The sequence below is a fragment of the Phyllobacterium sp. YR620 genome (genome assembly GCF_900104165.1).
In the GTDB taxonomy this organism is placed as follows: Bacteria; Pseudomonadota; Alphaproteobacteria; order Rhizobiales; family Rhizobiaceae; genus Phyllobacterium; species Phyllobacterium pellucidum.
Genome location: NZ_FNJP01000001.1, coordinates 1,361,049 through 1,386,708, shown reverse-complemented (window position 1 = coordinate 1,386,708; position 25,660 = coordinate 1,361,049). Strand labels below are relative to the sequence as shown.

Here is a 25,660-nt window from a genome sequence, read left to right as displayed (position 1 = left end):
CTATGCCTCCGGCCCGTCGCCCGCCCGGACTACAGATTGAAATCCGAGCTGGTGAGGTTGTGATTGCCCTTGATGCTGAGCCGCAGTTCCGCGCTGGCGTCACCGTCGACGCTGCCTTGGACCACGGTATAGTCACCATCCGCACGTGTTTCATGCGTGACAATCAGTTGCGCCGGGCCGCTGAGTGTCGCCGCGGAAACAAGCGTGAATGCCTGGTTTCCACTCGTTCCACTGTTGGCGTCGATACCGCTGACATCGATCTTGTCGCCGGTCTGGAACCCGACGATCGTGTCGCCATCCGCATCCGCCTCGGAGAGGAAGCGGAATGTATCGTTCCCTGCACCGCCGTCGATGATGTTGACGGCACTGCTCGCGGTGATCTTGTCCGCACCCGAGCCGGTCACGATGTTTTCGACGTTCCACAGCGTATCCGAACCGGATTGGCTGCTTGACGCGCTGCCGCGGCCCATGAAGCCCGAGCCCAGCTCCACAGTCAGGTTCGCGGTGATCGCCGCCATGTCGAGCGTATCGACACCGGCATCGCCGTAGTAGGTGTCGTCGCCGTCACCCGCTGCTGCCACGAACATGTCGTTGCCTTCACCGCCATATGCCGTGTCGTTGCCGGCGCCGGCGTCGATCAGGTCATTGCCGGCATCGCCGAATAGACGATCGTTTCCGGCATCGCCGTAGAGCATGTCGTTGCCTTCACCGCCAAGGGCATCGTCGTTGCCGGAGCCGGCAAAGATCATATCGTTGCCCCCCTCGCCCATGACGAAGTCATCGCCTTCATCGCCGCGGATGATATCGGCACCGGCCCCGCCCATGGCCACGTCGTTGCCAGCCCGTGCAAGGATCGTTTCGCCGTTTGCCGTTCCGTTCAGGACGTCGCCGTCGGCAGTGCCGATGATCGGTGCGCCGGTTGCCGGAGCTGCAGGTGGTGTCGGTACTTCTTCTTCATCGTCGATCGGGGCGCCGATCTGCGGCATGCCATCGGGGGCGGTAAACGTAATCGTCTGTTCACTGCTCGTCAGGGTAGTGACGCCATTTTCGATCGTCGTCGCATAGTCGGCGACTGTCTTTCCGTCCGGAAGCTCGATCACGTCCTGCGGGCGCAGATTGCCGATGATCGTATCGTTGCCGCCGTTGGAGCGGAAAACGATGCGATGTGCCGACGAGAGGGCTGAGATGTCGACCGTATCGTCACCGGCATTGCCATCAATGGTGATCGTGCTGAAATTCAGGCTGGTGAACGGCGAGTTGAAATTGCCAATGACCTGGATCGTGTCGCCTGCGCTCACCCCTCCATCCGGCGCGTTCGGATTGTTGCCGTTGTTTAATGTCGTATTGAGCGTGTTGACAGTGATCTCTTCGATATTGTCGAGCTCGGCAATGATCGTCGTCACACCCGCGGCCGTGCGGGTAATGATGATCTCACTATCGCCACCGGTCACCTGGATACCGGCCGCTATGGCCGCTGCCCGGGCGTAGATGATGAAGGTTTCGGCAGCGGTAGCCCGCCCGTTGATCACGAAGGTATCGGTTGCACCCTCTTCGCCGTTGACCATGTCGAAGCCATCGGTATCGCCCGCCGCATTGGCGTTCCAGATAATCGTATCGTTGCCGGTGCCAGCGAGAATGATGTCGCTTCCGGTACCGCCGCTCACCGTGTCGCCGCCGTCCCCGGCATTGATGTGGTCAGAGCCAGCACCGCCGGTGATCGTGTTGGCAGTATTGTTGCCGACGATGATGTCATTTCCTGCAGTGCCGGTGATGCCGGCCGTGGTAACGCGGGTGATCGTCACCGTGGCCCCGTCGGTCAGTGCACCGTCGCTGCCGGTATAGGTGAAGGTGCCGCCGGCGGTGGCATTGTCCGAGAGGCTGATGATGCCCGCTCCCAATGTGGGGCCAGTTGCCAGGCCGGTGGCGCCGCCCGCTGCCGTGATGGTGACAGGGGAACCTTCCGGATCGCTATCGTTGGCGAGCAGAGCGGCCTGGGAGACGGAGAACACGGTGTTCGCCGCCACATTGGTGATGACCGTGTCGTTATTGGCGACTGGGGCATCGTTGGTGGCCGTAACATTTACCGTCGTCGTGGCCACCGCGCTGTTGAGCAGGCCGTCATTGACAGTGACCTGCAGGGTGCGTGCGCCAACTGCCGGGTTTTCCGAATTGTTGGAGTACCGCACCTGCTGGATGGCTGCCTGATAGGCGGCGAGCGAGGCGTTTCCGGTCAAGTTCAAAGTGATCTGCCCGGAGATGCTGTTATCAAGCGACGAGGTGATGCCAGCCGGTAATCCGCCCAGCACCGACAGGACGTCGCCTGCGCTGGCATTGGTCAGAACAACACGGGCCGAAGCCATGGTCGCGCCGTCATCGGTGATCCGAGCGCCAACTGCGATCGCAACAGCGGGCCCATTCTCCGCATAGCTGGTGACGTAGTTGTTGCCGGGGCTACCTGGAGTGACCGTAGTGGTGGTCGTCGATGTTGCGATGTTGAAGTTGTTGATCAGAACATACTCGCCAGCGCTGATAGCAGTGGTAACAAATCGGATCGCCGAGTTCGGGCCAGCCCCCGTGAGATTTAAGTTGGTGCTGAACGTGTCAGCCCCGTCAGCTCCTCCAGAGTTTTGGTCAATCGTCGTCAGGACAGTGAAGCTTCCTGGGGCAAAGGACCCGCTAGCCGAGTATTGGACCTGTACGGATTCGCCTGCATCAATGGTGCTGGTGCCATTATTCCGATCGTAGCTGAAAGACAGTGTCGCCGTCGTCACGCCGCCGAGGTTGACGGTACGGGTAATCTGCGCACCGTCGCCGGCAGTGAAGCGCAACTCGTTGGTGCCGTTGTCGAGCTGGATCTGGCCACCGGTGACCACATTCCCGGTAGTCGTATCGTTGGCTTCCACCCATGGGGTCGCCCCCCAGGCCACGCTGCCGTTGCTGTTGTTATGAGCAGGAGTTTCGAACTCATCACGATAGGCCTGCGCAGCGATTGCGGTCGTCGTGGTAGTGACGTCGCCATTGAGATCGAGCGTCGGCGCCAGCAACGAGATATCCTGATCGATGAAGTCCAGGACCTCCACATTGCGGATCGTGTCCGTGCCGTCGGTCGCCAGACCGCCGGTATGGGCCACCGTGACGGTGCCATTGGGATTGAAGGTAATGTCGTACTCGGCCCGTGCACCGGAGAACACCGCGCGGTCGATATCGGCAACGCCGTCGCTATCGGTTGTCTCGCCGAGCGCTTCCTGTGTCGTGCTGTTCCTGATCGTCCGCACGATGCCAAGCTGGCCCGGGTTGATCGTCCCGTTGAACATGCTCGCAGCGAGCGTCGTCATGCTGTTGTGCAGCGCGATGGGCGTGCCGGTGTGCTCCGTATCGCCGGGCGCGAAGACACCGATCTGCACGTCGAGCCAACTGTCGCCGTCGATGATGTCATCGCCGGCCTGGCCGGTTAGGCGGTCGCTGCCATCGCCGCCGAGTATAATGTCGCCGGCGCTGTATTCGGTAACGCCAGCACCCAGCAGTTCTTGCAAACCCCTGATCAGCGCGATGCCTTCGGCGTCGAGCGCGCTGCCCTGATAGCCTTCGGTACCCCCCTGGAGAGCGGGAAGCCGTTCCGCGGCGAGTATGTTCGTGCCGGTCAGGACGTCGTTGAACCGTGTACCGGAGAGGCCTTCGACCGACTCGTATTCATCGAGCGCGGCATTCTGAGGCAGCGTAGGCGCTTCGTCGAATACGATCGGGATCGACAGATCCGCGTTCACGAAATTCGGATTGTCCTTGTACGTGGCCCAATCGAAGCCGGACATGCCGACCATCTTGCCGCGACCGGCGCTTCCGACGAAGATTTCATTGCCGCCTTCGCCGATGAACTCGTCAAAGCCACCATCGCCGAGGAACACGTCGTGTCCGTTGATCTCATCGTGCGAGAAGATTTCGTCGAAGTTGTCGCCTGGGGCGCCGTCGAAAGTCCCTGTCTCTATCCAGTCATTGCCCTCATTGCCAAGAATGCGTTCGGCGTTCTTATTGCCGTAGATGAAGTCGTCCCCGGTGCCGGCAAAGACCTCCGAGCCCATGTCGGTACCGAGGAAGATGAAGTCCTGCCCGTCATTGCCCATGACAAGGTCGAGGCCCGGCCCGGCGTGCACGACGTCGTTACCCTTGCCCGCCTTGATATTGTCGTCGCCGCCGCTGTCGAGGATGATGTCGTCGCCATCGCCGCCATTGATGATATCGTTGCCGAAACCACCTTCGAGCCGGTCGTTGCCGCCGTCACCGAAGAGCGTATCGTCACCGATACCCGCAATTATCGTGTCGGCGCCGTCAGTACCACCCATGACGACGTGGTCGCCGCCGGTATAGCGCAGGTAGTTCGTCTCCACGGCCGCTGTTCCCGGATCATCCCGGATAACGAGCTGTGTGAGGATCCCATCACCCAGCGGGTCGTCGGATACGAGCGTGCCATCACCATTCAGGTCGTTGAACTGCCGTGTTTGGTCGACTTCAAGGATAAGGCCGGGCGTCGAGAACACGTCCGATGGAAGATGCGTTGCATCGGTATTGCGCATGATCATTGCGGCGAACGAATTGTTCTCCATCTCGCCGAACAAATGCAGGCCGTCGAGGCGTTGCAGATAGTAGAACCGGTCGCCGTTCTGCAGTTTTTCCATCTGCATCTCGAAGACGAAGTTGAACGTGGAACCAAGCATGCCGCCGAAAGGCATGATCGCTTCGGCAAGACCGCCGATCCACAGATCGACGTTGTTGAGACCGCCGAGCGTGCTTCCCGGCTGATTTGCTGCGTAAGCTCCGGTGGCATTCAGGAATGCGAGGCGGTCTGCGGGTACGACCAATCCGTCGACGGAAACGCCCGAGATGATCGTCAGCGCGGCGTCGCGTTTACCTTCCAGCGTTGCCTGCGAGGTGATCAGCGAATGGGTGCCGTAGGCAGCGATGAAGTTGATGATGGACGCTTCATGCTTCAGGTGCCCGGCGAAATCCACCCAGCTCGCATAAGGCTTGAGCAACACATCCTGGTTGGTTGCCGCATAAAACTGCGCGCGGGCGGCGTTAAGCGAAGGAACACCTGTATCACGGCCACGTGCCAGGTTGATGGTTGCCAGATCGAGCGGGAGGCCGAGGAGGTTGTTGCGCAATGCACTCGTGACGAACTCGTCGATCTCGTTGCCCGCCTGACGCGTCATTCCGCGAACGATTGCGCCTGCCGAGACATTGGCATCGACCGTGGTGTCGCCGCCGTTGTTTTCGAACTGCAGCGGGTTGAGGAAGCCCTCGATAAGGCCGATATGATCCGGATTGAAGTTGGGATCGAAGCGATCGATGGATTCCGTCAGCATCGAGTGGCCGAACCGATAGACCACATGCGCAAACTCGGCGACGATGGACGGATCGATCGTGACGTCATAGCCATCCGGCACCAGGAACACGTTGATGTTTGGCTGGATCTTGCGGGCAAATTCTTCAAAGACGAGGTGCTGATATTGCATCTCGGTGCCGAATTTGGCGGCTTGGAACAGCCGTTCGCCATCCCAGATCAAGCCCGTCGCTGTTGCGGGAACCGACGTGACATCGTTGACAAGCCATTCATTGAGGAATGCAACGGCCTCGGCCTGCGACGCGCCATCGTCCAGCATCGCATTGGCATCAGCAAGAACGACTTCCTTGGTGTGTTCGACGAGGCGGTTGTGCTCGGAATGGAAAACGTGGTGAACGGCGGTCAAACCGATATTTTCATTGGCGCGGCCGTCGCCGGCGACGTAGTGCGCGTCCAAAAGTTCGTTGTCGTAGTCACCCGGATCGAATCCGGGATTGTTCAATCCGATCTCGATGTCGCCGTCAGCGAGCCCGTCAGGCACCGCATTGTGGGCAATGTCGGCAAGGAAAGCATGACCGGTCCGGATCGCTGTATAGGGGGGTACATGGTTTGGATCGTCGACAAGGACGCCGAGCCCGCCGTTGGCGGCAGGATTGCCCTCGATCAGACCAGCCGATGTCACTATCTGCGGAAAGCCATTGGGGCCCCGAATGAACTCGCCATAGGGATCTGTGGCCAGCAAGGGAACGTTGCCGACATTGACATCAAGAAGTTGAATGCCAAGCATCGAAGCCGCCTGAGCCTTCAGATCGGCCCAGGTGGCCATGCCGCCATTGCCGCCTTCGATGAGTTTGCCCGTCGAGACCGGGTCGCCGGCCGCGTTGAACTCATAAGCTCTGAGGAAGACCTGATGCGACGGATGGGAAGTGTAGGTCTGGTTCTGGTCGACGAAAGAGGTGGTGGTGTTCACCGGGCGATCGGTATCGTCGGCAGTACCCATGACGCCGTCATTGCCAGGACCGGCGAGCGTTGCGCGGGTCAGCACCATGAAGTTCGGCGGGTTCGGATTCTCGGGCGTCGGCTGGACGAAAAGCGGATCGTCTTCCATCAGGGGAATGAACACGGTGCCGTTGCCGCCCTTGGCGACAAGGTCGAGGCCATGATCGAAGAACTGGCCGAAGAGCGTGAACCAGGAATTGAACGGCGCCGACAGTCCCTCATCGGGCGCAGCGTTGGTGATGACGATGTTGACGCCGTCGAGTTCGACGCCATTGGCGTCGAGGAGCGTCATGAGCGCATCGTCCGCTACCTCAAGTGCAGCTTGCGCGGCTGCAAGGTCGGCGGCGGTTTCTGCGGCAGCGTCCTGCAGGGCCTGGTTGCCTGGGCTCGCAGATGCGGCAGCCTGCGCCTCAGCGTTCAGACGTTCGGCCGTGCCGACAGCATTGAACAGGGGCTTGAGCGGCTCATAAGCCGCGGTGATCTGGGCCGTAACGGTCATTTGCTGGGCTGCCGGAACAATACCGGCGCGCTGCAATGCCGTCAGGATCGCCGACGGATTGCCGAGCGTCTGGTCGACGATCAAATTTGAAATCGTGCGCACATAGGGATCAAAGACATCGCCGGCGACAGCGGTCCCGGGTCCGTCATTATCCACCGTGGGATTGTATGAGACCGGAACCAGCGCTCCGCCTGGACCTGCGGGCACCATGATCGTCTTGAACTGCGTGCCGAGCGGCTCAGGGAACTCATTGTCGGCAGCGCCCCATTCCGGGTGCAGCGGGTTGTTGTAGGTTCCGTCGACGGTGCGAAGGCCCCAAGCGAGGTTGTAGGTCGGTATGGACCCTCCCTCCCCGAAGAGCGGCTTGGCAACATTGTTCGGATCGCCCGTGGTTATGCCTTGCCGGAATGCGGCGTCCGCCTCAGCAATCTTGATCTGCTTGAGGATGAAATCGAGATCCGAACGAATGTAGGTTACCATAATTGCCCTCCTGGACCGCTTTCTTGCGCGGTGTTTTGTTGCCGCGACTGCACTTTGGCAGGCGCCATCCCCCTCCCGCGGCGTGTTTTTCTTGACCAGACCCGGATCTCCGGGACAAACTCACCAAAAACGTCGACACGAGTTTCGATAGTCGGATGATGTGGTGGGGGGAGCGAACTTGGTAGTTCGGAAGGTCCGGTCAATTGCAAAGACCTTGGTCAAGAGAGTTTCGGGACTTTTGGCCTTATCGTCAACATGACCTATGACCTCAACCACGAGGGTGGGCGGTTCGGTATCGGCAAGCTCGTACGGTACTGGCAACGCCTTGATCTAAAATCGCAATTCCTCGTCGTAGCCGCGCTCATCCTCTTGGGATCCATGGCGATCCTTGGAGAATGGCTGAGTTCCCAGATTGCGGCCAACCAGTTGCGGAGCCGGGCAGAATCGGGGGCCCTTTACATGGAGGGATTCCTTGCCCGCCATGTCGACGAGGAAAATGGCAGGCCGCTTGTCGTTCCGGAAAGGCAGAAGGAACTTGATGACCTTCTAATCGGCACGGATCTTGCGAAGCGAGTGGAAGGCTTCAGAATCTGGGACAAGGACGGAACTGTTGTCTACAGCACAGACAAGTCACTTATGGGAAAACGGCTGCCATCCGAGGATATTGAACGGGCGTTCGCCGGAACCGTCGTCGCTCAACTCGAAGAGCACCATGACGATCAGGGTATCGCCAACGAGCAAACGGCGCGTCCGCTGATCGAAATCTACGCACCTATCTACCGACCCGGCAACCATGATGTGATCGCGGTTGGAGAGCTATACGAGGAAGCGGAGGATTTCATTGCCCAGCGATCGCGCGTCCAGCGAAGCACATGGGCACTGGTCGGGGCGACGACCTTGACGATCATGGCTCTGCTTTACCTGATCGTGCGGCGCGCCAGCGGCATTATCAATACGCAGCGTGAAACCTTGAAATCGCAATTGGAGAACGCGCAAGCGCTTGCCGATCAGAACCGTTCACTGCGCAGAACCGCCGACAAGGCGCGCATGGACGCGTCAAAGTCCAACGAAACATTGCTCAACCGTATCGGCTCGGATCTGCACGATGGTCCCGTCCAGGTCTTGAGCCTGCTGATACTGCGCTTAGGGCAAACGTCGGGCGCAGGCAACCAGCGAGATGAACTCGATCCATCGCGGCTCGCGAGCCAAGTACTCAGTGAACTGCGCGAACTTTCGACGGGTCTCGTGCTGCCGGAACTTGAAAACCTGTCGATCGAAGCAGCGCTCAAGCTCGCAGCGCAACGCCACGAATACGCGACAGGGTCTATTGTCGCGGCACATTACGAGAATCTGCCGGAAAAGGTCGCGCATCCGCTGAAAATATGTCTCTACCGGGTCGTGCAGGAAGGTCTCAACAACGCCTATCGCCATGCTGGAGCCCGCGGACAGCGGGTGGAGGTGAGCGCCGATGGCAGCGTCATCACCGTCACTGTCAGCGACAAGGGCCCGAGCCCCGACCAGCCGATTGCTTCAGCCGGGCGACGGCACCCACTCGGACTTCAAGGAATTCGCAACCGGGTGGAGGCATTTGGCGGCACGGTGCGGATCGTACATGAACCGGGTGCAGGCACCAGCCTTATTGTCGCGGTTCCGCTCGAAAGCAACAGCGCCTAGGCCTTGAACACATCGCAGCTAATGACGCGAAACGGACTCGCGTTCGTCGCGGCTGGCGACCTCTAGTTTCTGCGCGGCGATCAGCACTTCAAGACGGTTTCGCGCATGCAGCTTCTGCATGAGGATCGTCATATAGTTCTTGACCGTCTTTTCGCCTATGCCGAGCCCGATCGCGATCTCACGATTGGTACGGCCCCGGAGTAGAAGGCTTACGATCTGTTCTTCACGGATGCTGAGCTTGATCGGTCCCGCAGCTCGTTTGCGCAAGGAGGCGATGCGCAATGCTTCGATGACTTTGATTGCGAAAGCCGGCGTAATGTAGGTTTCGCCCGAGTGGGCAGCACGCACGCCCTGAATGAGTTCATCGGCGCTGCTGCCCTTGAGAACGTAGCCCTTGGCCCCGGCATGGAGCGCGCGCACGGCATAGTCGCTGCCGGTCATCGCAGTGAACGCCACAACCTTGGTGCCTCCCGGATTTGCGCCTATCTCGCTGATAACTTCAAAGACATTGCCCGGCATGTAAAGGTCGAGAACCATGACATCGGGACGCAATTGCCGGCTGATCTGGAGTGCGTCATCGGCCGATGCGCCCTTGGCCACAACCGAAAATTCTGAGTTGGTTTCGAAGAGATTGACGACGCCTGCAAGCATGAGCGGATGGTCATCGACCAGCGCAACAGAAATTGGCACCATAGTGACTTCGCCCCCCTTTTGCCTTTGCGGCTTTAGGCGATATTAGGCGCCTGTTCTTCGATTCTGTCCCGTACCCAATTAGGATTACGCATCGGATTGCTTATTTTATACAACCATTGAACGGTTCGCGGAGTTCATCCGGATGGATAACTTTCATTTGTTACCGAGGAATAAGATCATCGCCTCTAACAAATAGTGCTCGCAATGTGGGCGCTGTCCGATCGGGGCAAAGATATGCGCATTCTCAATATCATTCAGTGCACTGAACTCGGTGGCATGGAGCAGGCCTCGCTGCGGCTGATGCAATGCCTTCAGGATCGCGGCCACGAGATTAAAGTCATATCGCTCAATCCGCTCGGTGCCCTCAAGGAGCATTTGGACAAGTCAGGCATCGAGGCGGTCGGGATGGAGTATCGGGGCGCCCTGGGTTGGCGCAGCCTGCCCACGCTTTACCGGATCCTGCGGGGCGAGCGGGCAGATGCCCTGATGATGACGGGGAGCAATCTCCTGGCAATGCTGACGCTGGGCGGCATTGCGCGCGGTCGCCGCCTCCTCGCCATGCATTTCCACCATTCGGTGCGTCCCGATTGGCAGTGGAAACTTTTCTATGGTTTGGCAAAGCGCCGCTTCGATGCAATCAGTTACCCGTCGGATTTTGTACGGCTCGAGGCTGAAACCATCGTCCCTTCTGTCAAATCCATAACCCGCACGATCCGCAATCCGCTGGCGGTGCCGGAAAAGGCTTCTGCGGAGGATAAGGCGGCCGCACGGCGACGGTACGGGTTGCCGCCACAAGCCAAAATCGTCGGCAATGCCGGCTGGCTTATCGATCGCAAACGGTTTGACGTGTTCTTGCGAACCGCCGCGGTCGTTGCCGTAAAGCGGCCCGACGTGCGTTTCGCCATCGCGGGTTCTGGTCCCGAAAATGAGAAGCTGCAGGCTCTGGCGCAGGAACTCGGTATCGCCGACCGTATCCATTGGCTCGGCTGGATTGCGGATATGCGCGACTTCTATCTCGGCCTGGATGTCCTGCTGTTCAATTCCGATTGGGATGCCTTCGGCAATACGCCGGTCGAGGCGATGACCTACGGCATCCCGGTGGTAGCTTCCGTGATGCACGGCGGTCTCGGCGAAGTGATTACCGACAGGCGCTACGGGTACCTGATCGCCGAGCACGATCCTGAGCGGTTGGGTTCCGCGATCGTCGAGACCATCGATCAGCCGGATGATGCCAACGCCGAGAACGGACGCTTCCGGGCCGTGACCTTGAGCGATCCCGCGCGCATCGCAATCGAGGTCGAAAAAATCCTGCAAGGACAAATAGCGGAGCTTTCGGTACCCGAGCCCACGCGGATCTTGTCGTCCTGAGGTAAGCTGAAAATGTGCCGCATGATGCGCCTTGAGTGTGCGGCTTCCCCGTTTTGACTTGAATCATACTGCGAAAGTATTATTGAAAACATCTGACTTATAGGGCATTGAGGTGCAGATTTTTTGCAATGTAATAATGTAGTAATATATTTGAGAAAGTCACAAGTATAATTATTCGATCAAGTATTGAATACTTTCATTTAGTAAGATCTAATCTTTTTTCGCATAGCCTTTCTTTCATTTTCCGGATAGTCGGCTGATTGCCAGTTTCGTTTTGCACATCCCAGTTGCGGGTAGATAATGTTTGTCGAGAAATTCATCACCAACTGGTTCGCTGCGGCTGCGACCCTCGGCGCCGTTGCGTTTGCGATGAAAGCGGGCTGGCATTGGCACGCTTCAACCGACATTATCACCGCCGATGAACTGGCCAGCCTGTCGGATGGTCGCAACGCGCTTGCCGAGACGATCGACGCTTCCATGCGCCAGAGCGCGCTTCTTGCCAAAGGCGCGAGTGCAGCTTCGATTGCGGCGATACTCGCTGCCTGTGCGCTTCTTGCGCGCCTATCGTGAGGGAATTCGCGATGGCGGGCCAACCGGGCGACGAGGAATTACGCGGAACCACGAGCGGCGCAGATCGGCCGGTTCCTATTCTGATGTATCACCAGATCGATCAGGTGCCGCCGCGCGGCACGCCATTTCGCGAATTGACGGTCGGTCCACCCAACTTTAGGACGCAAATGCATCGGTTGAAGCGCCTGGGCTTCATCGGCCTGTCGATGCACGATCTCAAACCATATCTATCGGGTCAGAAATCCGGACGCGTCGTTGGAATCACCTTCGACGATGGCTTTCAAAACGTGCACACACATGCGTTGCCTGTCCTGTCGTCGCTCGGGTTCACCGCTACCAATTACTTCGTGAGCCGGCAGATTGGTGGTTCGAACGTCTGGGACGCAGAAGTTGGCGTGCCCGCTTCGCCCTGCATGTCGAAATTGGAATTGCTCGAATGGACTGCCGCAGGCAATGAGGTCGGCGCACACACTCTCGATCATGTCCACCTCCCCGCCATCCCCGCTCGCGAAGCGAAGCGCCAAATCGAAGACTCTCGCAAGGAACTCGAGGATATCGTCGGCAACACGGTTGACGCCTTCTGTTATCCTTATGGCGATGTCTCCGAGAATGTCAGGCGTATGGTCGAGGATGCCGGCTATGCGCACGCGACAACCACAATTCGGGGGCGCGCCCGCCCCTCACACGACGCTTTTATGCTGCCCCGCCGCATCGCACGTTGCTCCGACGGCTGGATGAACGTGCTGCGCAAATGCCTGACGGGTTGACCATGGACCATTCCAGCGCGGCAAAACCGGCGTTGGCAGGACGGCGCCGGATATGTATCGGCACCGTAACCCGCAATCGACCACAAATGCTTGCCCAACTGCTTGAGTCCTATGGACGACTAGAACGACCGAGCGATACCGATCTTGTTTTCATCATCATTGAGAACAGCGGCCACGCCACGCTTGACCGCATAATCGAAATGTTTCGATTGCAAGTACCGGAGACGAGTGTGCGGTATGAAATCGAGCCCAACCTTGGGATTGCATCCGCGCGTAACCGGGCGATCGAATGTGCGATCGACGCTTGCGGGGAACTTTTGACCTTTGCCGATGACGACGAAACAGTCGAGCCGGACTGGCTGATGCACCTGCTTTGCGAGCGCGACAAGCTCGATCTCGACATTGTGGGTTCGCCCGTCCGTCCCGCCCCCATCGATGCTGACGCACCATTTCGGGAAAGACTGGTGTGGAACGGCCTGGTTTGGCACAGTCGGGCCTGCGAAGCGAAGTGCCGTCGCATGCGCGATACAGGTTCACACCATAGGATAAAACTTGCCACCGGCAGTTGGATGGGGCGGGTAGAGTTCTTTCGTTTGACAGGGCTACGCTTCGATACCCAATTGGGGCTTGCCGGCGGCGAGGACTGGCGTCTCTGGTCGGAAGCAAGGAAAATGGGCGCCCTCACCGGATGGACGCCGCTTGCTGTCGCTCACGAAACAATTCCATCTGCACGACTCACGTTCCTCTATCAATTCAAACGCAACAAGGACCATTGCACGACGGAATTCCGTTCCAAACTGGAAAAGCGTCCCTTGAAAACGCTGTTTAGATTGCCGGGTTCGCTAGCGGCGCGCATCCTGTCGTTTGCCTTATACTGTCTGGCCGCACCATTCACGGGGGGACAGTCACTGGTCAGGGCGACATCCTGCCTCGGATCTATTACCGGCCTCATTGCTGCCTGCCTTGGTTGCAAATCAGCCCACTACAGGCGAACCGACGGGGCGTGAAGCCCGACGCGGTGTATCGCGCGGCACTTCATCCTTTTAGGGCGATTGTCAGCATCGCCGATCTGTTGGATGATTGGCGATCGAATAATAATGACGGGGGAAAAACCTCATGCGCCTGACAGCTTTCAATTGTTTCACCGTATTCACAATCGGCCTCAGCCTTGGCGTAACGCTGGGCTTGCTCCACATCTAGCGGACTTCGGCCCTGCAGGCGCAAATATTGGGGTCAAACGCGTCGCCTTCTAGGCATTTCAGGCGAATCGGCTCAAAATCCGATCACTGACATTGGCGTCTTGAAGGATGACCGGAATGAAACTGAGCTTCGAAGAGTTCGTAGAATCGCGTGACTACTGCGACGATCTTTTCGCTGTAGGCATGTGCGACGGTGAAGGCTATGTCTATGCCGACGGTCTTTGCTGCATTGAGAAAAGCGGCGCGGTCTTCCTGCTCCACCATGGCGGGCGCACGCAACACGCTGCCGATATTGCAACGCTTGAGCGCGAGCTTTACCGTCTGGTGCAGATGGCTGAAGCGGCCTGAGCGGCTGAGGTATCTGCACTCCCGTCCAGAAGACCCATTCATTCGAGCTAGAGATTTTGGCTGGATGGTTGTCCACCCGCAATAAGCGTAAGCTCCCCTACTGATCACATTCTTTGGGGAGGGAATCGTGAAAAGCTATCTCATCTTTATCGTCCCGGTTTGCGCCTTCATCGTCAGCGCACCGATGCCGGGTGAATCGGCCAACAAGCCGCGATCAATTGCCGCCTGCAGCGCAGCGCTCCAGAAAAAGGGGCTCACACCGCCCGCTGCTTCCGCGGTCACCACCAATTTCGGCAAGGGCATGTGGATGACGATCCAGGGCAAGGCCAACGGCAACACGCCCTTCGTCTGCAAGACCCATCACAACAGCGTCATTTCTCTCACCATCGATGGATGATCATGACGGAAGATCACGCCTTTCGCGGCGTTGTCTTTACCTGATGCCCGCTGATATCGGCGCCCGCGGAATTTGAGAACCGCATGTTCCAGACCGTTGCGGTGATGGAGATCGCCGTGACGATGATGAAAGCGACCGAGAAGTCGCCGAGTTCCGGCACATCGTGGTCGCGCGCAAGCATTGATCCGTGCAGCGCAAGCGCGCCGACACAAATCCCCAGCGACAGCATCAACTGCTGGAACGTCGTATAGAAACTGGTCGCCGAACTCATCTGATCGCGTCCGATCTCGTCATAGGCGACCGTATTATAGGCGGTGAACTGAAACGACATGAAGAAGCCGCAGAAATAGAGAATGACGAAGATCAGCGGCAGCGGCCAATCCGGCCGGAACGCCGCGCACAGCGCATAGCCGAATGTCGAGATTATGCCGTTGACGATGAGGCTGTTGCGGAAGCCGAACTGCCTCAGGATCTTTGGTGCAACCGCCTTCATCGTCATCGACCCGAGTGCCGTCGCGATGACGATCGCGCCGGCCGATGCGGCGGAGAGGTTGAAGCCAAGCTGCAACATGAGCGGCAGCAGGAACGGCTGTGCGCCCTGCGTAATACGGGTCAACGATCCCGCGACCACCGAGGCGCTGAAGCTCGGAATGCGCATCAGCGAAAAATCGAGAATGGGCGACGGGTGGCGCCGTGCATGACGCAGATAAGCAATGCCGGCCATTGCGCCGACTGCGACCAGCGAAGCCGCAAGGCCGGCCTCGCCGCTGCGGCTTGCCATTTCGAAGCCGAAAAGCAGGGAGCCGAGCGATATGCCGGAAAGGAACAGGCCGGTCCAGTCAAAGGGTCCCCGCGCTTCGCCCTTGAAATCCTCTATGAACAGGCTGACGAGGATGAAGCCCAGTATGCCAATCGGGACATTGATGTAGAAAATCCAGCGCCAGTCGAGGTAGGTCACGATCAGGCCGCCAACAGGCGGACCGAGGATCGGGCCGATCAGGGCCGGTACCAGCAACCACGACATGGCCGAAACGAGATTCTTGCGCTCGACGCTGCGCATCAGCACCAGACGGCCCACCGGCATCATCATGGCGCCGCCGAGGCCCTGCACCAGTCTCGCAAAGACGAGGAAAGTGAGGTTCGGCGCGAAGGCGCAAAGCACGGAACCCAGGATGAATACGCCGATGGCCGTGCGGAAAACGGTGCGGGATCCGAACCGGTCGGCAACCCGGCCACTCGCCGGTATGAAAATGGCAAGGCTCAAAAGATAAGATGTGAGCGCGATGCTCATCGCCGGCGCGCTGACGCCGAAATCACGCGCCATTGTCGGCAGCGCCGTTGCAAGCACCGTAGCATCGAGTTGCTCCATGAACATGGCGCTGGCAATGATCATCGCAATGATACGGAAGTTCGGCGCCGGTCTCTGAAGCGCGCCTTGAGAGGTCGCAGCAACATGACAAGTCTGATCCGACATTTTTAAGACAGCTCTTTCGATTGGGACCGATTGCGCCGCGACGGCACAACGGCTGGGAAGACGCGCTGGGGCTCGCAGGAACGGAATTGATATATTAGCGCGCGGCTGCGAAGGCCATAGTGTTTTTTGAAATCCGCTCCAGGCTTCGGTAACAAAATCGTGCGCAGAGCACCGCCGCTCAAACCCGATCGTCAGCGGACTCGTCTGTCCGCGCCGCATCGAGGGCGCGCATGGCCGCAAAGAGCGCTTCCCTGTCCTGCTGATGCGCGTCGAACAAGGCGACAAAGACGGGATTGGTGATCTCGTGCGGCCGGGGGGCCGCCTTGGCCCGCGCCAGGCTCGCGTCGGCAGCGCGTCTTGCCGCTTCGACATGTTTGCTCGCACGCTCGACGGCAGATACGACTTTTCGCGGTGCGCGTTCTTGCTCACGCGCTTTGTTTGAACGCATGTCGAGCCCTGCGAGCAATGATTGCACGAGCGGGGCGCTGGCAATATCGGAGGTCATGGGTTCAGCCGTTCTGCAGTTCATGTGTTTTCGTGAGGTTGAGGAGCTTGTGGTCCTCCTTAATCTACAAGGTAGGGACCACGCCCGGAACGTATATCCGATCAAAATTCGCCGCGAATGGAGCAAGCGATTCCCGCGAGCGGAGCGGTTCTGAAATTGAATTGCAAAGCGGCGTTTCGCCGAATACTGCGTGGGCGCTTCGAATAAACCCCCTCTCCAAGTGTTCTTTAGGTCGCACGTTCCCTACCAGCGGAGACTGATCTCATGAGCAACATCTTAAACACACTCTACCGGCAGGTGCCTGCCGCCCTGCTTGGCGCCGGACTTGCGATCGCGATGCTTCCTGGCGCAAGCGTCGCCGCGGGAGGCGGAGGCAGCGACGATGCAGCAACGACGCCGACCTGTCCCAAGGGCAAGGTTTACGAAAAGAAGTCGAAGAAATGCGTCGATAAGACCACCAGCAACGTTCCGGACGAAGACCGCACCGAATATGCCTATACGCTGGCCAAGGCCGGCCGCTACCAGGAAGCGCTCGACATGCTCGATACATTGAAGGATCCGAACACCAAGGAGGCGCTCAACTATCGAGGCTATGCGACACGCAAGCTCGGCCGCACCGATGAGGGCATCTCCTGGTACAAAAAGTCGGTCGCGCTCGATCCGAAATACGCGAAAGTTCGCGAGTATCTCGGTGAAGCCTATGTCATCAAGGGCCAGATCGACCTCGCCAAGGAACAGTTGACGACGATCAAATCGATCTGCGGGACAAGTTGCGAAGAATATCGCGACCTTCACGAGGCAATCGAAAAGCCCTCTAAAATCTGACCCCGATCACGCGCGGCTTTAGGAAAACAGCATGAGCGGCATGCCGGGTTCACCAAAGGAGCACAAAGTGCCTGTCGCTCATCTTCAACTTTATGCTTATAGTCGCCCGGACACGGGCGCATCATCGCTGCCCGACGTTCGCAAAGAACGAGTTGGCGCGGAGGCAATCATCGCGAGCGAACACGAAATCAGGGCGAGTTTGAGCCAGCACCTCGCTCGGCTCTGGCGCTATGGGATCGTGCTGTCACGTCAGCGCGACGTGGCCGACGATCTCGTCCAGGCAACATGCGTGCGTGCCCTTGAGCGGGCGAACCAGTTTACCAGCGGCACGCGCCTCGACCGCTGGTTGTTTTCTATCCTGCATTCAATCTGGCTGAACGAAGTGCGCTCGCGCCGCATTCGTATGGGCAACGGCTTCGTTGATGCAGACCTGACGCTGACATTCGACGGTGAACAGGATACCGAAACCCATGTCATGGCCAATCAGGTTTTGCGCAAGGTCAACGCCCTGCCCGAAGCGCAAAGAACGGCCGTGTTTCTTGCCTATGTCGAGGGCCTCTCCTACCGCGAAGTCGCAGATGTGCTGGATGTTCCGATTGGCACGGTCATGAGCCGGCTTGCTGCGGCTCGCGCGAAACTTGCCGAGAACATGGATGAGGACGCGGTTGCCAGACGGACGAAAGGGGGCAGTTGATGAGCGAACACAAGCATCCTGAAATGCCCTCCGACGAACTATTGGTTGCTTTCCTCGATGGCGAACTCGCCGGCGAGGAACGGCGGCGTATCGGAGCCCTGGTCGAGAGCGATCCTGAGGTGGCTGCGCGCTATGAGTTCCTTTCGCGCAGCGAGATGCCATTCTACGACGCGTTCGTTCCGCTGTTGGAGAATGCACCTGCTTCTGATTTGGAAGCGATACTTGCGCGCCTTCCCTCACCCAACGCCGCCGAGCCAAGGGGCCATAACTGGACACGTCGCGGTTTGCTCGCTGCAGCAGTTGCATCTGTTTTTGTCGGCGTCGCGATCGATCGCGCCTATTTGCGGATCAAGGATGATCACGAGGAAGCAGACGGTTCGGAATGGCGTTCGGTCGTCGCCGAATACCTCAGTCTCTATACCGCCGATACGCTGGCGGATCTCGCAAACGATCCGGGCGTACAGACAGCGCAATTGCAGTTGATAAGCGACAGGCTCGGCCTTCAATTGCCTGCCTCCGCTTTGACGCTTCCCGATATACCGCTCAAGCGCGCGCAGCTTCTGCAATATGACGGCAGGCCGCTTGGTCAGCTTGCTTTTCTCGATCCGGAGCACGGACCGCTTGCACTGTGCATCGTCAAGTCTGCACGCGGCGCCTTCGCGCCGCAGGTCGAAAAGCGCTACGGCATGAATGTGGTTTACTGGGCCGATGCCGCCCATGGCTACATGCTCGTCGGTCGCAACCCTGTCGATCAGTTGAGCGGGCTTGCCGAAAAGCTACGCACCGCCATCAGCGCCTGAGCGAAAATCAGCGTGGGTATTTTCTCGGCTTTCGGCTAGTCTATCGGGTATGTGCCGTTGACCCTGGGAGGAAACGTCATGAGCCCGGCTGCAGCCTCTACGGGCGACGATTCACGTTTAAGCCACGTGCGCGGCCCAAACGAGCCGCCGCTTCTCGACAAGACCATATCGCAGGCGCTCGATGATGCTACAGAGCGCTGGGGGGATGTCGATGCTCTCGTCGCCGTACATCAGGGCGTTCGCCTGACATATTCTGAGCTCAAGGCAAGAGCTGACGCATTTGCGGCCGAGCTAATCGCGCTTGGCATGGAGCCTGGCGAAAGGATCGGCATCTGGTCACCCAACCGCGCCGAATGGACCGTGACGCAGTTTGCCGCCGCCCGAGCCGGCTTGATCCTCGTCAACATCAATCCCGCCTACCGCCTGTCGGAACTCGAATTCACGCTGAACAAGGTCGGCGTCAAGGCGCTTGTTGCTCCCGAGCGTTTCAAGACCAGCGAATATGCGGAAATGGTGGAAACGCTGGCACCGGAAATTCTTGCGGGACATACGATCGTTTCAAAGAAATTGCCGCATCTGCGGCACGTGATCAGGATCGGTGAAGGAAAGCGGCCGGGTTGGCTTGCCTTCGACGCCGTGCCCGCATTTGCAGAAAGAGAACACCACGTCGAACTGGAGCGTCGGCACAGGGCCATCAGTCCGAAGGACGCCGTCAATATCCAGTTCACCAGTGGAACCACAGGTCTGCCAAAGGGAGCGACGCTATCGCACCGCAATATTCTCAACAACGGGTTCTTTGTCGGCCGCAGCGTCGGTCTTCGCCCGGGCGACCGCCTCTGCATACCGGTGCCGCTTTATCACTGCTTCGGCATGGTCATGGCCAATCTTGGCTGCGTCGCTCATGGCGCAACCATGGTCTACCCTTCCGAGGGGTTCGATGCGCTCGCCGTGCTGCAGGCGGTTGAGACGGAGCGTTGCACCGCGCTTTACGGCGTGCCGACGATGTTCATCGCCGAACTCGGCCACCCGGAATTCGACAAATTCGACCTCTCCTCCTTGCGCACCGGTTGCATGGCAGGTTCGCCCTGCCCGATCGAGATCATGAAGCAAGTAATCGAGCGCATGCACATGAGCGACGTCACGATCGCCTACGGCATGACCGAAACGAGCCCGGTCAGCTTTCAGAGTTCGGCCGAAGACCCGGTGTCGCGCCGCGTTTCAACCATCGGGCGTGTCCAGCCGCATCTTGAATGCAAGGTAATCGATACGGAAGGCAACACCGTGCCGCGCGGCACCCCTGGCGAGCTCTGCACCCGGGGCTATTCGGTGATGATCGGTTATTGGGACGATGCGGAGAAAACCGCTGAAGCCATTGATGCGGATGGCTGGATGCACACCGGCGATCTCGCGACCATCGATGAAGAAGGCTACGGCAACATAGTCGGCCGCCAGAAGGACATGGTGGTCCGTGGCGGCGAGAACATCTATCCGCGCGAGGTCGAGGAATTCCTCTTCCGCCACGTAAAAGTGAAGGACGTGACCGTCGTCGGTGTTCCCGACCTGAAGTATGGCGAGGAACTATGTGCCTGGATTATCCTGAAAACCGGCGAGACAGGAACCGAGGAGGAAATCCGCATGTTCTGTCAAGGACAGATCGCGCATTACAAGGTGCCGCGCTATGTCCGTTTCGTTGAAGCGTTTCCGCTAACGGTGACCGGCAAGATCCAGAAATTCCTCATCCGCCGACAAATGGCGGATGAGCTTGGGGTCGAAGAACAGAAGACCGCTTGATCAATTGTCGATGAAATCACGGACTGCCTTGTTGTAGCCTTCCGGATCCTGGACCATGGCGAAGTGGCTGGCATTGTCGAGAATGATCAGCTTCGCGCCGGGTATGGTCTTGGCCATGTAGTCCGTATGCTCGCGGGTGATCGCCTCGTCGTGATCGCCAAGCACGATGGCAATAGGCGTTTTGATCTTTTTCAGATCGTCGTCGGTCCAGTTTGGCTGGCTTGCCCACATGCCGCTGATCTGCTCGACAAAGGCGTCGTACTGGTCCGGCGTCGGCGAAATCTTCTTATAGACCTGCCCCGCGTGATCTATGTAGCCGGCAAACGTTTTGTTCTGCATGACGTCCGGTTTCACACCGTCGACCTTCGTATTTGCCGCCTGGGCAAAGACCTTCGTCAGCTTCTCGGGATGCTTCATGGCGATATCGATACCGATGATACCGCCGTCGCTCCAGCCGACGATCGCCGCCTTGTCGACCTTGAGATAATCAAGAAGGGCGACGTAGTCGGAAGCCATGAGGTCGTAACTATAGGGATCGGCGGTGCGCGTCGAGCGTCCATGCCCGCGGCTTTCAGCAACGATAACCATATGGTCCTTGGAAAGATCGGCCACTTGCGCACCCCAGATATCGGCATAGCCGAGGCCACCATGGATGAGCAGGACCGGCGGTCCCTTGCCGTAAACGGCATAATACATCTCAATACCGTTTACGGGGGCTGTGCCGCTCTTGTCTGCCTTCGGCATAGGTTGCGGCTCGGGAAGCTGTTCCCACCGTTCCGCGGCGAAAACACCGGTGGCGAGAGCGAAAAGAACTGCAAGAGAGTAGATCAACGACTTGAAGTGCATGATTGTCCTCCTGATTGTCGTAACAATACTCCAGGTTGAAGATCAGCATGTTTACCATGCACTTGCAATCACAGCATGAAAAGCAAAAGGCGGCCCGTCAGAGCCGCCTTTCTCATTTGCAAAGAATTTGATCTTACTTTGCGACGTGCCAAACGCCACCGACGCCTTCGCCGCTCATATCGCCGGCTTTCTTGTCCTTGGCAAACATGTAGAGCGGCTTGCCATCATAGGCCCACATTTCCTTGCCGTCGGCGTCCTTGACGAGCGACCACTCGCCTTCCGCCTTTGCGCCGCTATCGGCATGGAAAGCCGGCCAGTTTTTCAGGCATTTCGCATCACAGTTGGATTTGCCCTTTGCATCCTTGTCGAACGTATAAAGCGTCATGCCCCTGGGGGTTGTCATTACCTTCCCCATCTTTGTATCCATCATCTTCACCGGTTCTGCAGCGAAGACAGACAGGCTCGTGGCTGCAAGTATTCCCATTGCTACGAGTATAGTCCGCATTTTATGTACTCCCTCTTCAGGGTTGCCGGCAGAATGTCGGCAGAGCCCGTTTTCTTGGCGAACCAAGCCGCTCGCCTCTGTTCAAACAATGCGCCAAATTCTGATCGGAATTGAGGCAGTTGACGCGCGGGATGGGTCACCTGCTATAACGCCTTGCGGCGGTCGGCCGTTCCTCCCACATGTCTTTGAACACGCGAGCCGGCGCTATTATTCAGAGGGCCTCGCGAAATAGCAGTACCCTAGACGAGCCGGAAATGGCTTACCACTTAACCCGCAGGCCGATATTGCCCTCGACGACCTCTTGATGTGGGCCATCGACGTCGAAAGTGTAATCGGCCACGGCGAAGGCGCTGACATTCTTGGTGAAATCGTGGGTTACGCCAGCGCCAAGTTCAAAAGACGTTGATTCGAGCTCGGTATTGATCGCGTCCGTGCCGAAAAGAACAGAATCTGTCCCGCTGAAATTGTGCCATAGATTGGCCTTCAGATAGGGCTGGAACAGGCCGGAGGCGGTCTCGTATTTGCCCTGCAGTCGGAACCCGACACGGCCGATATACCCATCGTCGGTGTCGAACGATACATCGGAAAAGGCATCGGACTGGTCGTCGAGCGACAAATGCTGCCAGATCAGTTGCGCTTCCGGCTCGAAATTCCAGTTCTGCGTGAGCGCGAATGGATAGCCGCCCTCGAGCGAGGCCGTGATGCCCGTTCCGTCGATATCGACTCCAATATCGCGCGACGACGTAGAATCCCCATTGAACCACGAGCCCATCAACACGGCATCGACATACCATCCAGACGGGCCAATATGGGTCCAATAGCCGCCAAAGCTGGTGGTATCGACATTCATCGAGCCGACCTGGAGATTTTTCCAGCCGACGGCTTCGCCCTTTATGTCGGCATCGAAGTTGGAATAGCCGAAGAACAGTCCGGCCATGTCATAATGCCCGCCATTGCTTTCATGGCCGAGAATATCGAGGCCGGCTTGAATACCGTAAAGATGTCCGTCAACAGATGGATTGACAGTGCCGTTCCAGCTTTGATCGGTCGATTGGCCAAAAGCCCTGCCCCAACCTGCGGAAAAATTCGAATTCGACGTAGCGATACTCTGTTCGCCGCGCCGTTCGTGGAAAGTTCCGAGCGTGGCGAGCGCGGTTTCTCGCACTGCCGGCGGGACGACCGAATAGGCCGGAACCTCGATGCGATAGAGCGGGATGGCCTCGGTTGGATCGTCGGCAACGATGGGCGTCGCGCCGGGCGTGGGCGGTTCAACTCCCGGCGCCGGCGGCAGGATAATTTCCTCTCCCGGTTCTTCGACGGCGGGATCGGGATCGATGGGCGGCGCCGGTGGTTCCGATCCGGGAATGAGCGCCGAGCGCAGGTACCAGTTTTCATCCGAACCTGCCGAAACGCCACCCTTAAAGAGCGCATACTCAAAGGCGCCGGCAGCCACCGCATTGCTTAGGCCGAACGCCGTGCCGGCCGTGGTCGCACCGTTGATCGCCTGCACGACCAGGATACCATCCTGCCGGGTTGCCGCACCCGGACCGTCGAGGTTGGTGACGGCGAGCCCTGTCGTCCCGCTTGCTGCGCCGCCCGAAATGACAAGTTTGTCTGCAGGCGAAGCGTCGTCCCCGAGGACCGTCTGCAGGCGAATGGCGCCGCCGCTGCCGGTATAATTGCCGATAACAGTGAAGGTATCCGTCGCTCCGCTGGTGCCATTGGTGAGATCGATGACGCCGGCATTGGTGAGCGAAACCCACCGGATACCATCGAAGGGCGCGATCGCTGCATTGACGCCGTTACCGGCAAGGAGCGTGCTGCTGTCATCTATCGAGAAACTGCCGGTGCCCGTGCCGCTATCGCCAAGAATGAACGTGCTGTCGAGCGTGAATACCGAGCCCGCAGTTAGAGCCACGTTTTCCCAGTTTACATAGCGTGCGGATGTGGTCGCGGTCGTGTTGGCGAATGTGAGGGTGTCGGTGCCAGCACCGCCGTTCAGCAACGGCGTTGAGGAAAGCACAGCGTCAGTCAGGTTTTGCAGGGTTCCAGTGTCATTGCCGCCGCCGAGGCTTATGGCACCGCCGATCGTGCCTGCTGTGGTCCAGGTGAACTGGTCGTTTCCCGTCCCGGTCGTCAACGTGCTGCCGATCGATCCACCCGAGACAAAGACGCGATTATCACCAATGCCGAGGTCTACGAAGGTACCAATCGAACCGCCTGACAATATCAAAAGGTCGCGCCCTTGCGCGGCGATCACAAACCGGTCGATCGTGCCTCCCGACATGCGCATTTCATTGTTGGCCTGTTCGAGATTGACCTCCCCGATCTGACCTCCGGTCATCGTAAAAAAGTCACCGGCAAAAAACTGCCCGATGATTCGTCCGCCAGAGACGACTGCCGTATCGAGTTCGCTGCCTTGCTCGACGCGCTGGACTGTGCCCCCGGTCATTTTGAACGTATCGACGCCGGCGCCCTGGGTTATCGTTCCGTTGACGAAGCCTCCCCTCAATTCGACGGTATCATTGCCTGCACCGGTGTCGAGGTTGCCCTGTATGGTGCCGGATTCGATGAAGACCGAGTCCGCGCCCGCGCCGAATACGACCGGACCGTTGATAAACCCCGTTCCGCGAGCCGGCATGATGAGGGTGTTGTTGCCGCCCGTATCGATCAGCGGTCCGCCGACACCGCTGTCGCACGTATAAGTATTGTTGCCGGGATTTGGGACGAGGACACAAGCCGCTTGGGCCGATTGGCCCGATAACAGAATGGTGGGAAGTGAAATGATGGAGGGCCAGAGAAGTCGTGCGCGTACACCATGAAACTTCATGCTTCCCCTCACCTGACAATAGTAGCTGGCATAGCTCGATTGCTATGCTGGCTCCTTGGAAGAACGCTCCAGACGCAACCTATATTTCACCAGCATGCTCTACAACCGCAGGTTTCAGTTCGCGCCGCGCTGTGACAAATATGGCGCAATTGTGCAACGCCAAAGCATATGGGTCACGTTTTGGCCTCCATCGATTGATTTGACTGACACACCATGTTTCGTTGTAATTGGAATGATCAGAATGCCGTTGAATGCTGGAGTACCGAAGATGGACCGCTACGAAACCTTCGCAACCTGGATCTTTATCGTCTTCGGGGCGTTGATCGTAGCCGGCCTGATGGCGTTCGCAATTGCGACCGGCGATAAGCCGGCCTTCCTGTTCGCACTGGCTTCGGGCTGCTCCGCCTTCTTCCTTGGCTTTGCGGTAATCTTCGACCAGCCACGCCTTTACGGGCTTATTCTTTTTGTCTCGGTCGCGCTCATCGGCTGTTCGATAACCGCAATCGTTACTTGACGCCTCTCATTTCCGGGACTGCGGCGCGATCTGACGATAGGCGCCATGCCAGTAGAGCAGCGGCTCGGCATTTGCGCGCAGTGTAACTGCTCTCACCCTGCCGATCAAAATGCCGTGCGAATGCCGTTCGATCGCGTCATCGAGTTCGCAATCGAGCACAGTCAGGGCATGAGCGAGCGCCAAGGTGCCCGTCGAAAGTTCCAGCCACTCGGCATCCTTGTAGCGGTCGATCCCCTTTCGCCCGCCGCGCCCGGAGAAACTCTCGGCCACGTGGCGTTGATCGTGGGCGAGAACGTTCACGCAAAACGTGCCGTGGCGCTGCAGCACCGGCCAGGAGGACGAATCGCGATTGAGACTGACGATCACGGAAGCGGGATCGACCGCCAGCGATGAAACCGATGTTGCGGTAAATCCGGTTCGGTCGTCGCCGCGACCGACGGTAACGACGCTCACGGCACCGGCGAGATGCCGCATGGAATCCTTGAACAGGTCTGGTTCAACGGAAAGCTCGCGGCGGGCCGCGCCCGCTCCCGAATAAAATACGGAC

At 58.6% G+C, this 25,660-nt stretch carries 20 protein-coding genes; 12 read left to right on the top strand and 8 right to left on the bottom strand.

Annotated features, from left to right (window positions below):
* Positions 1–29: 29 nt before the first annotated feature.
* A complete protein-coding gene (locus BLR72_RS06555; RefSeq protein WP_091946226.1) occupies positions 30–7,313 on the bottom strand; it encodes a peroxidase family protein in 7,284 nt (2,427 codons plus the stop codon).
* 255 nt (positions 7,314–7,568) lie between these two features.
* Between BLR72_RS06555 and BLR72_RS06550 the strand changes: the two genes are divergently transcribed.
* The gene (locus tag BLR72_RS06550) at positions 7,569–8,987 is read left to right on the top strand and encodes a sensor histidine kinase (RefSeq protein ID WP_091946223.1); all 1,419 of its coding nucleotides are present in this window, start codon (positions 7,569–7,571) and stop codon (positions 8,985–8,987) included.
* An 18-nt stretch (positions 8,988–9,005) separates the two neighbouring features.
* On the opposite strand, the gene BLR72_RS06545 is transcribed toward BLR72_RS06550, so the two are convergent.
* Positions 9,006–9,680 (bottom strand): response regulator, encoded by a 675-nt coding sequence (locus BLR72_RS06545; protein ID WP_091946220.1) that lies wholly within the window; start codon positions 9,678–9,680, stop codon positions 9,006–9,008.
* A 234-nt stretch (positions 9,681–9,914) separates the two neighbouring features.
* On the opposite strand from BLR72_RS06545, the gene BLR72_RS06540 reads away from it, so the two are divergent.
* From BLR72_RS06540 to BLR72_RS06515, 6 genes are all read left to right on the top strand, one after another.
* On the top strand, positions 9,915–11,048 hold the full coding sequence (locus BLR72_RS06540; protein WP_175492283.1) for a glycosyltransferase: 1,134 nt from the start codon (positions 9,915–9,917) through the stop codon (positions 11,046–11,048).
* A 300-nt stretch (positions 11,049–11,348) separates the two neighbouring features.
* Positions 11,349–11,618: a hypothetical protein gene (locus tag BLR72_RS06535; RefSeq protein ID WP_091946215.1), complete on the top strand. Its 270-nt coding sequence runs from the start codon at positions 11,349–11,351 to the stop codon at positions 11,616–11,618.
* A gap of 11 nt (positions 11,619–11,629) precedes the next feature.
* Positions 11,630–12,385, top strand: coding sequence for a polysaccharide deacetylase family protein (locus BLR72_RS06530; protein ID WP_091946212.1), 756 nt, complete (start codon positions 11,630–11,632; stop codon positions 12,383–12,385).
* The gene (locus tag BLR72_RS06525; protein WP_348271820.1) at positions 12,370–13,392 is read left to right on the top strand and encodes a glycosyltransferase family A protein; all 1,023 of its coding nucleotides are present in this window, start codon (positions 12,370–12,372) and stop codon (positions 13,390–13,392) included. The genes BLR72_RS06530 and BLR72_RS06525 overlap by 16 nt, the downstream gene beginning before the upstream one ends.
* 309 nt (positions 13,393–13,701) lie before the next feature.
* Positions 13,702–13,932 (top strand): hypothetical protein, encoded by a 231-nt coding sequence (locus BLR72_RS06520; protein WP_091946209.1) that lies wholly within the window; start codon positions 13,702–13,704, stop codon positions 13,930–13,932.
* A gap of 127 nt (positions 13,933–14,059) precedes the next feature.
* Positions 14,060–14,329: a hypothetical protein gene (locus BLR72_RS06515; protein ID WP_091922844.1), complete on the top strand. Its 270-nt coding sequence runs from the start codon at positions 14,060–14,062 to the stop codon at positions 14,327–14,329.
* Positions 14,330–14,342: 13 nt separating this feature from the next.
* Here the strand turns inward: BLR72_RS06515 and BLR72_RS06510 are convergent, their stop codons facing one another.
* Complete coding sequence (locus BLR72_RS06510) at positions 14,343–15,803, bottom strand: DHA2 family efflux MFS transporter permease subunit (protein ID WP_091946207.1); 1,461 nt, start codon at positions 15,801–15,803, stop codon at positions 14,343–14,345.
* Positions 15,804–15,981: 178 nt separating this feature from the next.
* Positions 15,982–16,332 carry a hypothetical protein gene (locus BLR72_RS06505; RefSeq protein ID WP_139202505.1) on the bottom strand — a complete coding sequence of 117 codons (351 nt, stop codon included), beginning with the start codon at positions 16,330–16,332 and terminating at the stop codon, positions 15,982–15,984.
* A 312-nt stretch (positions 16,333–16,644) separates the two neighbouring features.
* Between BLR72_RS06505 and BLR72_RS06500 the strand changes: the two genes are divergently transcribed.
* From BLR72_RS06500 to BLR72_RS06485, 4 genes are all read left to right on the top strand, one after another.
* Positions 16,645–17,133 carry a tetratricopeptide repeat protein gene (locus BLR72_RS06500; protein ID WP_244506649.1) on the top strand — a complete coding sequence of 163 codons (489 nt, stop codon included), beginning with the start codon at positions 16,645–16,647 and terminating at the stop codon, positions 17,131–17,133.
* Positions 17,134–17,173: 40 nt separating this feature from the next.
* Positions 17,174–17,827, top strand: coding sequence for an RNA polymerase sigma factor (locus BLR72_RS06495; protein ID WP_051615397.1), 654 nt, complete (start codon positions 17,174–17,176; stop codon positions 17,825–17,827).
* Positions 17,827–18,627, top strand: a complete 801-nt coding sequence (locus BLR72_RS06490) for an anti-sigma factor family protein (protein ID WP_244506627.1) — start codon at positions 17,827–17,829, stop codon at positions 18,625–18,627. The genes BLR72_RS06495 and BLR72_RS06490 overlap by 1 nt, the downstream gene beginning before the upstream one ends.
* A 78-nt stretch (positions 18,628–18,705) precedes the next feature.
* The gene (locus BLR72_RS06485) at positions 18,706–20,418 is read left to right on the top strand and encodes an AMP-binding protein (RefSeq protein WP_091946199.1); all 1,713 of its coding nucleotides are present in this window, start codon (positions 18,706–18,708) and stop codon (positions 20,416–20,418) included.
* On the opposite strand, the gene BLR72_RS06480 is transcribed toward BLR72_RS06485, so the two are convergent.
* From BLR72_RS06480 to BLR72_RS06470, 3 genes are all read right to left on the bottom strand, one after another.
* A complete protein-coding gene (locus tag BLR72_RS06480) occupies positions 20,419–21,264 on the bottom strand; it encodes an alpha/beta fold hydrolase (RefSeq protein ID WP_091946196.1) in 846 nt (281 codons plus the stop codon).
* A 133-nt stretch (positions 21,265–21,397) separates the two neighbouring features.
* Positions 21,398–21,769 carry a COG4315 family predicted lipoprotein gene (locus BLR72_RS06475; RefSeq protein WP_091946191.1) on the bottom strand — a complete coding sequence of 124 codons (372 nt, stop codon included), beginning with the start codon at positions 21,767–21,769 and terminating at the stop codon, positions 21,398–21,400.
* Positions 21,770–22,028: 259 nt separating this feature from the next.
* Positions 22,029–24,599, bottom strand: coding sequence for an autotransporter family protein (locus tag BLR72_RS06470; protein WP_091946187.1), 2,571 nt, complete (start codon positions 24,597–24,599; stop codon positions 22,029–22,031).
* Between the two features lie 268 nt (positions 24,600–24,867).
* On the opposite strand from BLR72_RS06470, the gene BLR72_RS06465 reads away from it, so the two are divergent.
* A complete protein-coding gene (locus BLR72_RS06465; RefSeq protein WP_027233266.1) occupies positions 24,868–25,113 on the top strand; it encodes a hypothetical protein in 246 nt (81 codons plus the stop codon).
* A gap of 6 nt (positions 25,114–25,119) precedes the next feature.
* Here the strand turns inward: BLR72_RS06465 and BLR72_RS06460 are convergent, their stop codons facing one another.
* A complete protein-coding gene (locus BLR72_RS06460) occupies positions 25,120–25,587 on the bottom strand; it encodes a flavin reductase family protein (protein WP_244506648.1) in 468 nt (155 codons plus the stop codon).
* Positions 25,588–25,660: the final 73 nt, after the last annotated feature.

Bases quoted from the DNA above. Each gene is read 5' to 3' on its own strand.
- BLR72_RS06555 (WP_091946226.1), bottom strand. From the start codon at position 7,313: ATGGTAACCTACATTCGTTCGGATCTCGATTTCATCCTCAAGCAGATC.
- BLR72_RS06550 (WP_091946223.1), top strand. From the start codon at position 7,569: ATGACCTATGACCTCAACCACGAGGGTGGGCGGTTCGGTATCGGCAAG.
- BLR72_RS06545 (WP_091946220.1), bottom strand. From the start codon at position 9,680: ATGGTGCCAATTTCTGTTGCGCTGGTCGATGACCATCCGCTCATGCTT.
- BLR72_RS06540 (WP_175492283.1), top strand. From the start codon at position 9,915: ATGCGCATTCTCAATATCATTCAGTGCACTGAACTCGGTGGCATGGAG.
- BLR72_RS06535 (WP_091946215.1), top strand. From the start codon at position 11,349: ATGTTTGTCGAGAAATTCATCACCAACTGGTTCGCTGCGGCTGCGACC.
- BLR72_RS06530 (WP_091946212.1), top strand. From the start codon at position 11,630: ATGGCGGGCCAACCGGGCGACGAGGAATTACGCGGAACCACGAGCGGC.
- BLR72_RS06525 (WP_348271820.1), top strand. From the start codon at position 12,370: ATGCCTGACGGGTTGACCATGGACCATTCCAGCGCGGCAAAACCGGCG.
- BLR72_RS06520 (WP_091946209.1), top strand. From the start codon at position 13,702: ATGAAACTGAGCTTCGAAGAGTTCGTAGAATCGCGTGACTACTGCGAC.
- BLR72_RS06510 (WP_091946207.1), bottom strand. From the start codon at position 15,803: ATGTCGGATCAGACTTGTCATGTTGCTGCGACCTCTCAAGGCGCGCTT.
- BLR72_RS06505 (WP_139202505.1), bottom strand. From the start codon at position 16,332: ATGAACTGCAGAACGGCTGAACCCATGACCTCCGATATTGCCAGCGCC.
- BLR72_RS06500 (WP_244506649.1), top strand. From the start codon at position 16,645: ATGCTTCCTGGCGCAAGCGTCGCCGCGGGAGGCGGAGGCAGCGACGAT.
- BLR72_RS06495 (WP_051615397.1), top strand. From the start codon at position 17,174: ATGCCGGGTTCACCAAAGGAGCACAAAGTGCCTGTCGCTCATCTTCAA.
- BLR72_RS06490 (WP_244506627.1), top strand. From the start codon at position 17,827: ATGAGCGAACACAAGCATCCTGAAATGCCCTCCGACGAACTATTGGTT.
- BLR72_RS06485 (WP_091946199.1), top strand. From the start codon at position 18,706: ATGAGCCCGGCTGCAGCCTCTACGGGCGACGATTCACGTTTAAGCCAC.
- BLR72_RS06480 (WP_091946196.1), bottom strand. From the start codon at position 21,264: ATGCACTTCAAGTCGTTGATCTACTCTCTTGCAGTTCTTTTCGCTCTC.
- BLR72_RS06475 (WP_091946191.1), bottom strand. From the start codon at position 21,769: ATGCGGACTATACTCGTAGCAATGGGAATACTTGCAGCCACGAGCCTG.
- BLR72_RS06470 (WP_091946187.1), bottom strand. From the start codon at position 24,599: ATGAAGTTTCATGGTGTACGCGCACGACTTCTCTGGCCCTCCATCATT.
- BLR72_RS06465 (WP_027233266.1), top strand. From the start codon at position 24,868: ATGGACCGCTACGAAACCTTCGCAACCTGGATCTTTATCGTCTTCGGG.
- BLR72_RS06460 (WP_244506648.1), bottom strand. From the start codon at position 25,587: ATGCGGCATCTCGCCGGTGCCGTGAGCGTCGTTACCGTCGGTCGCGGC.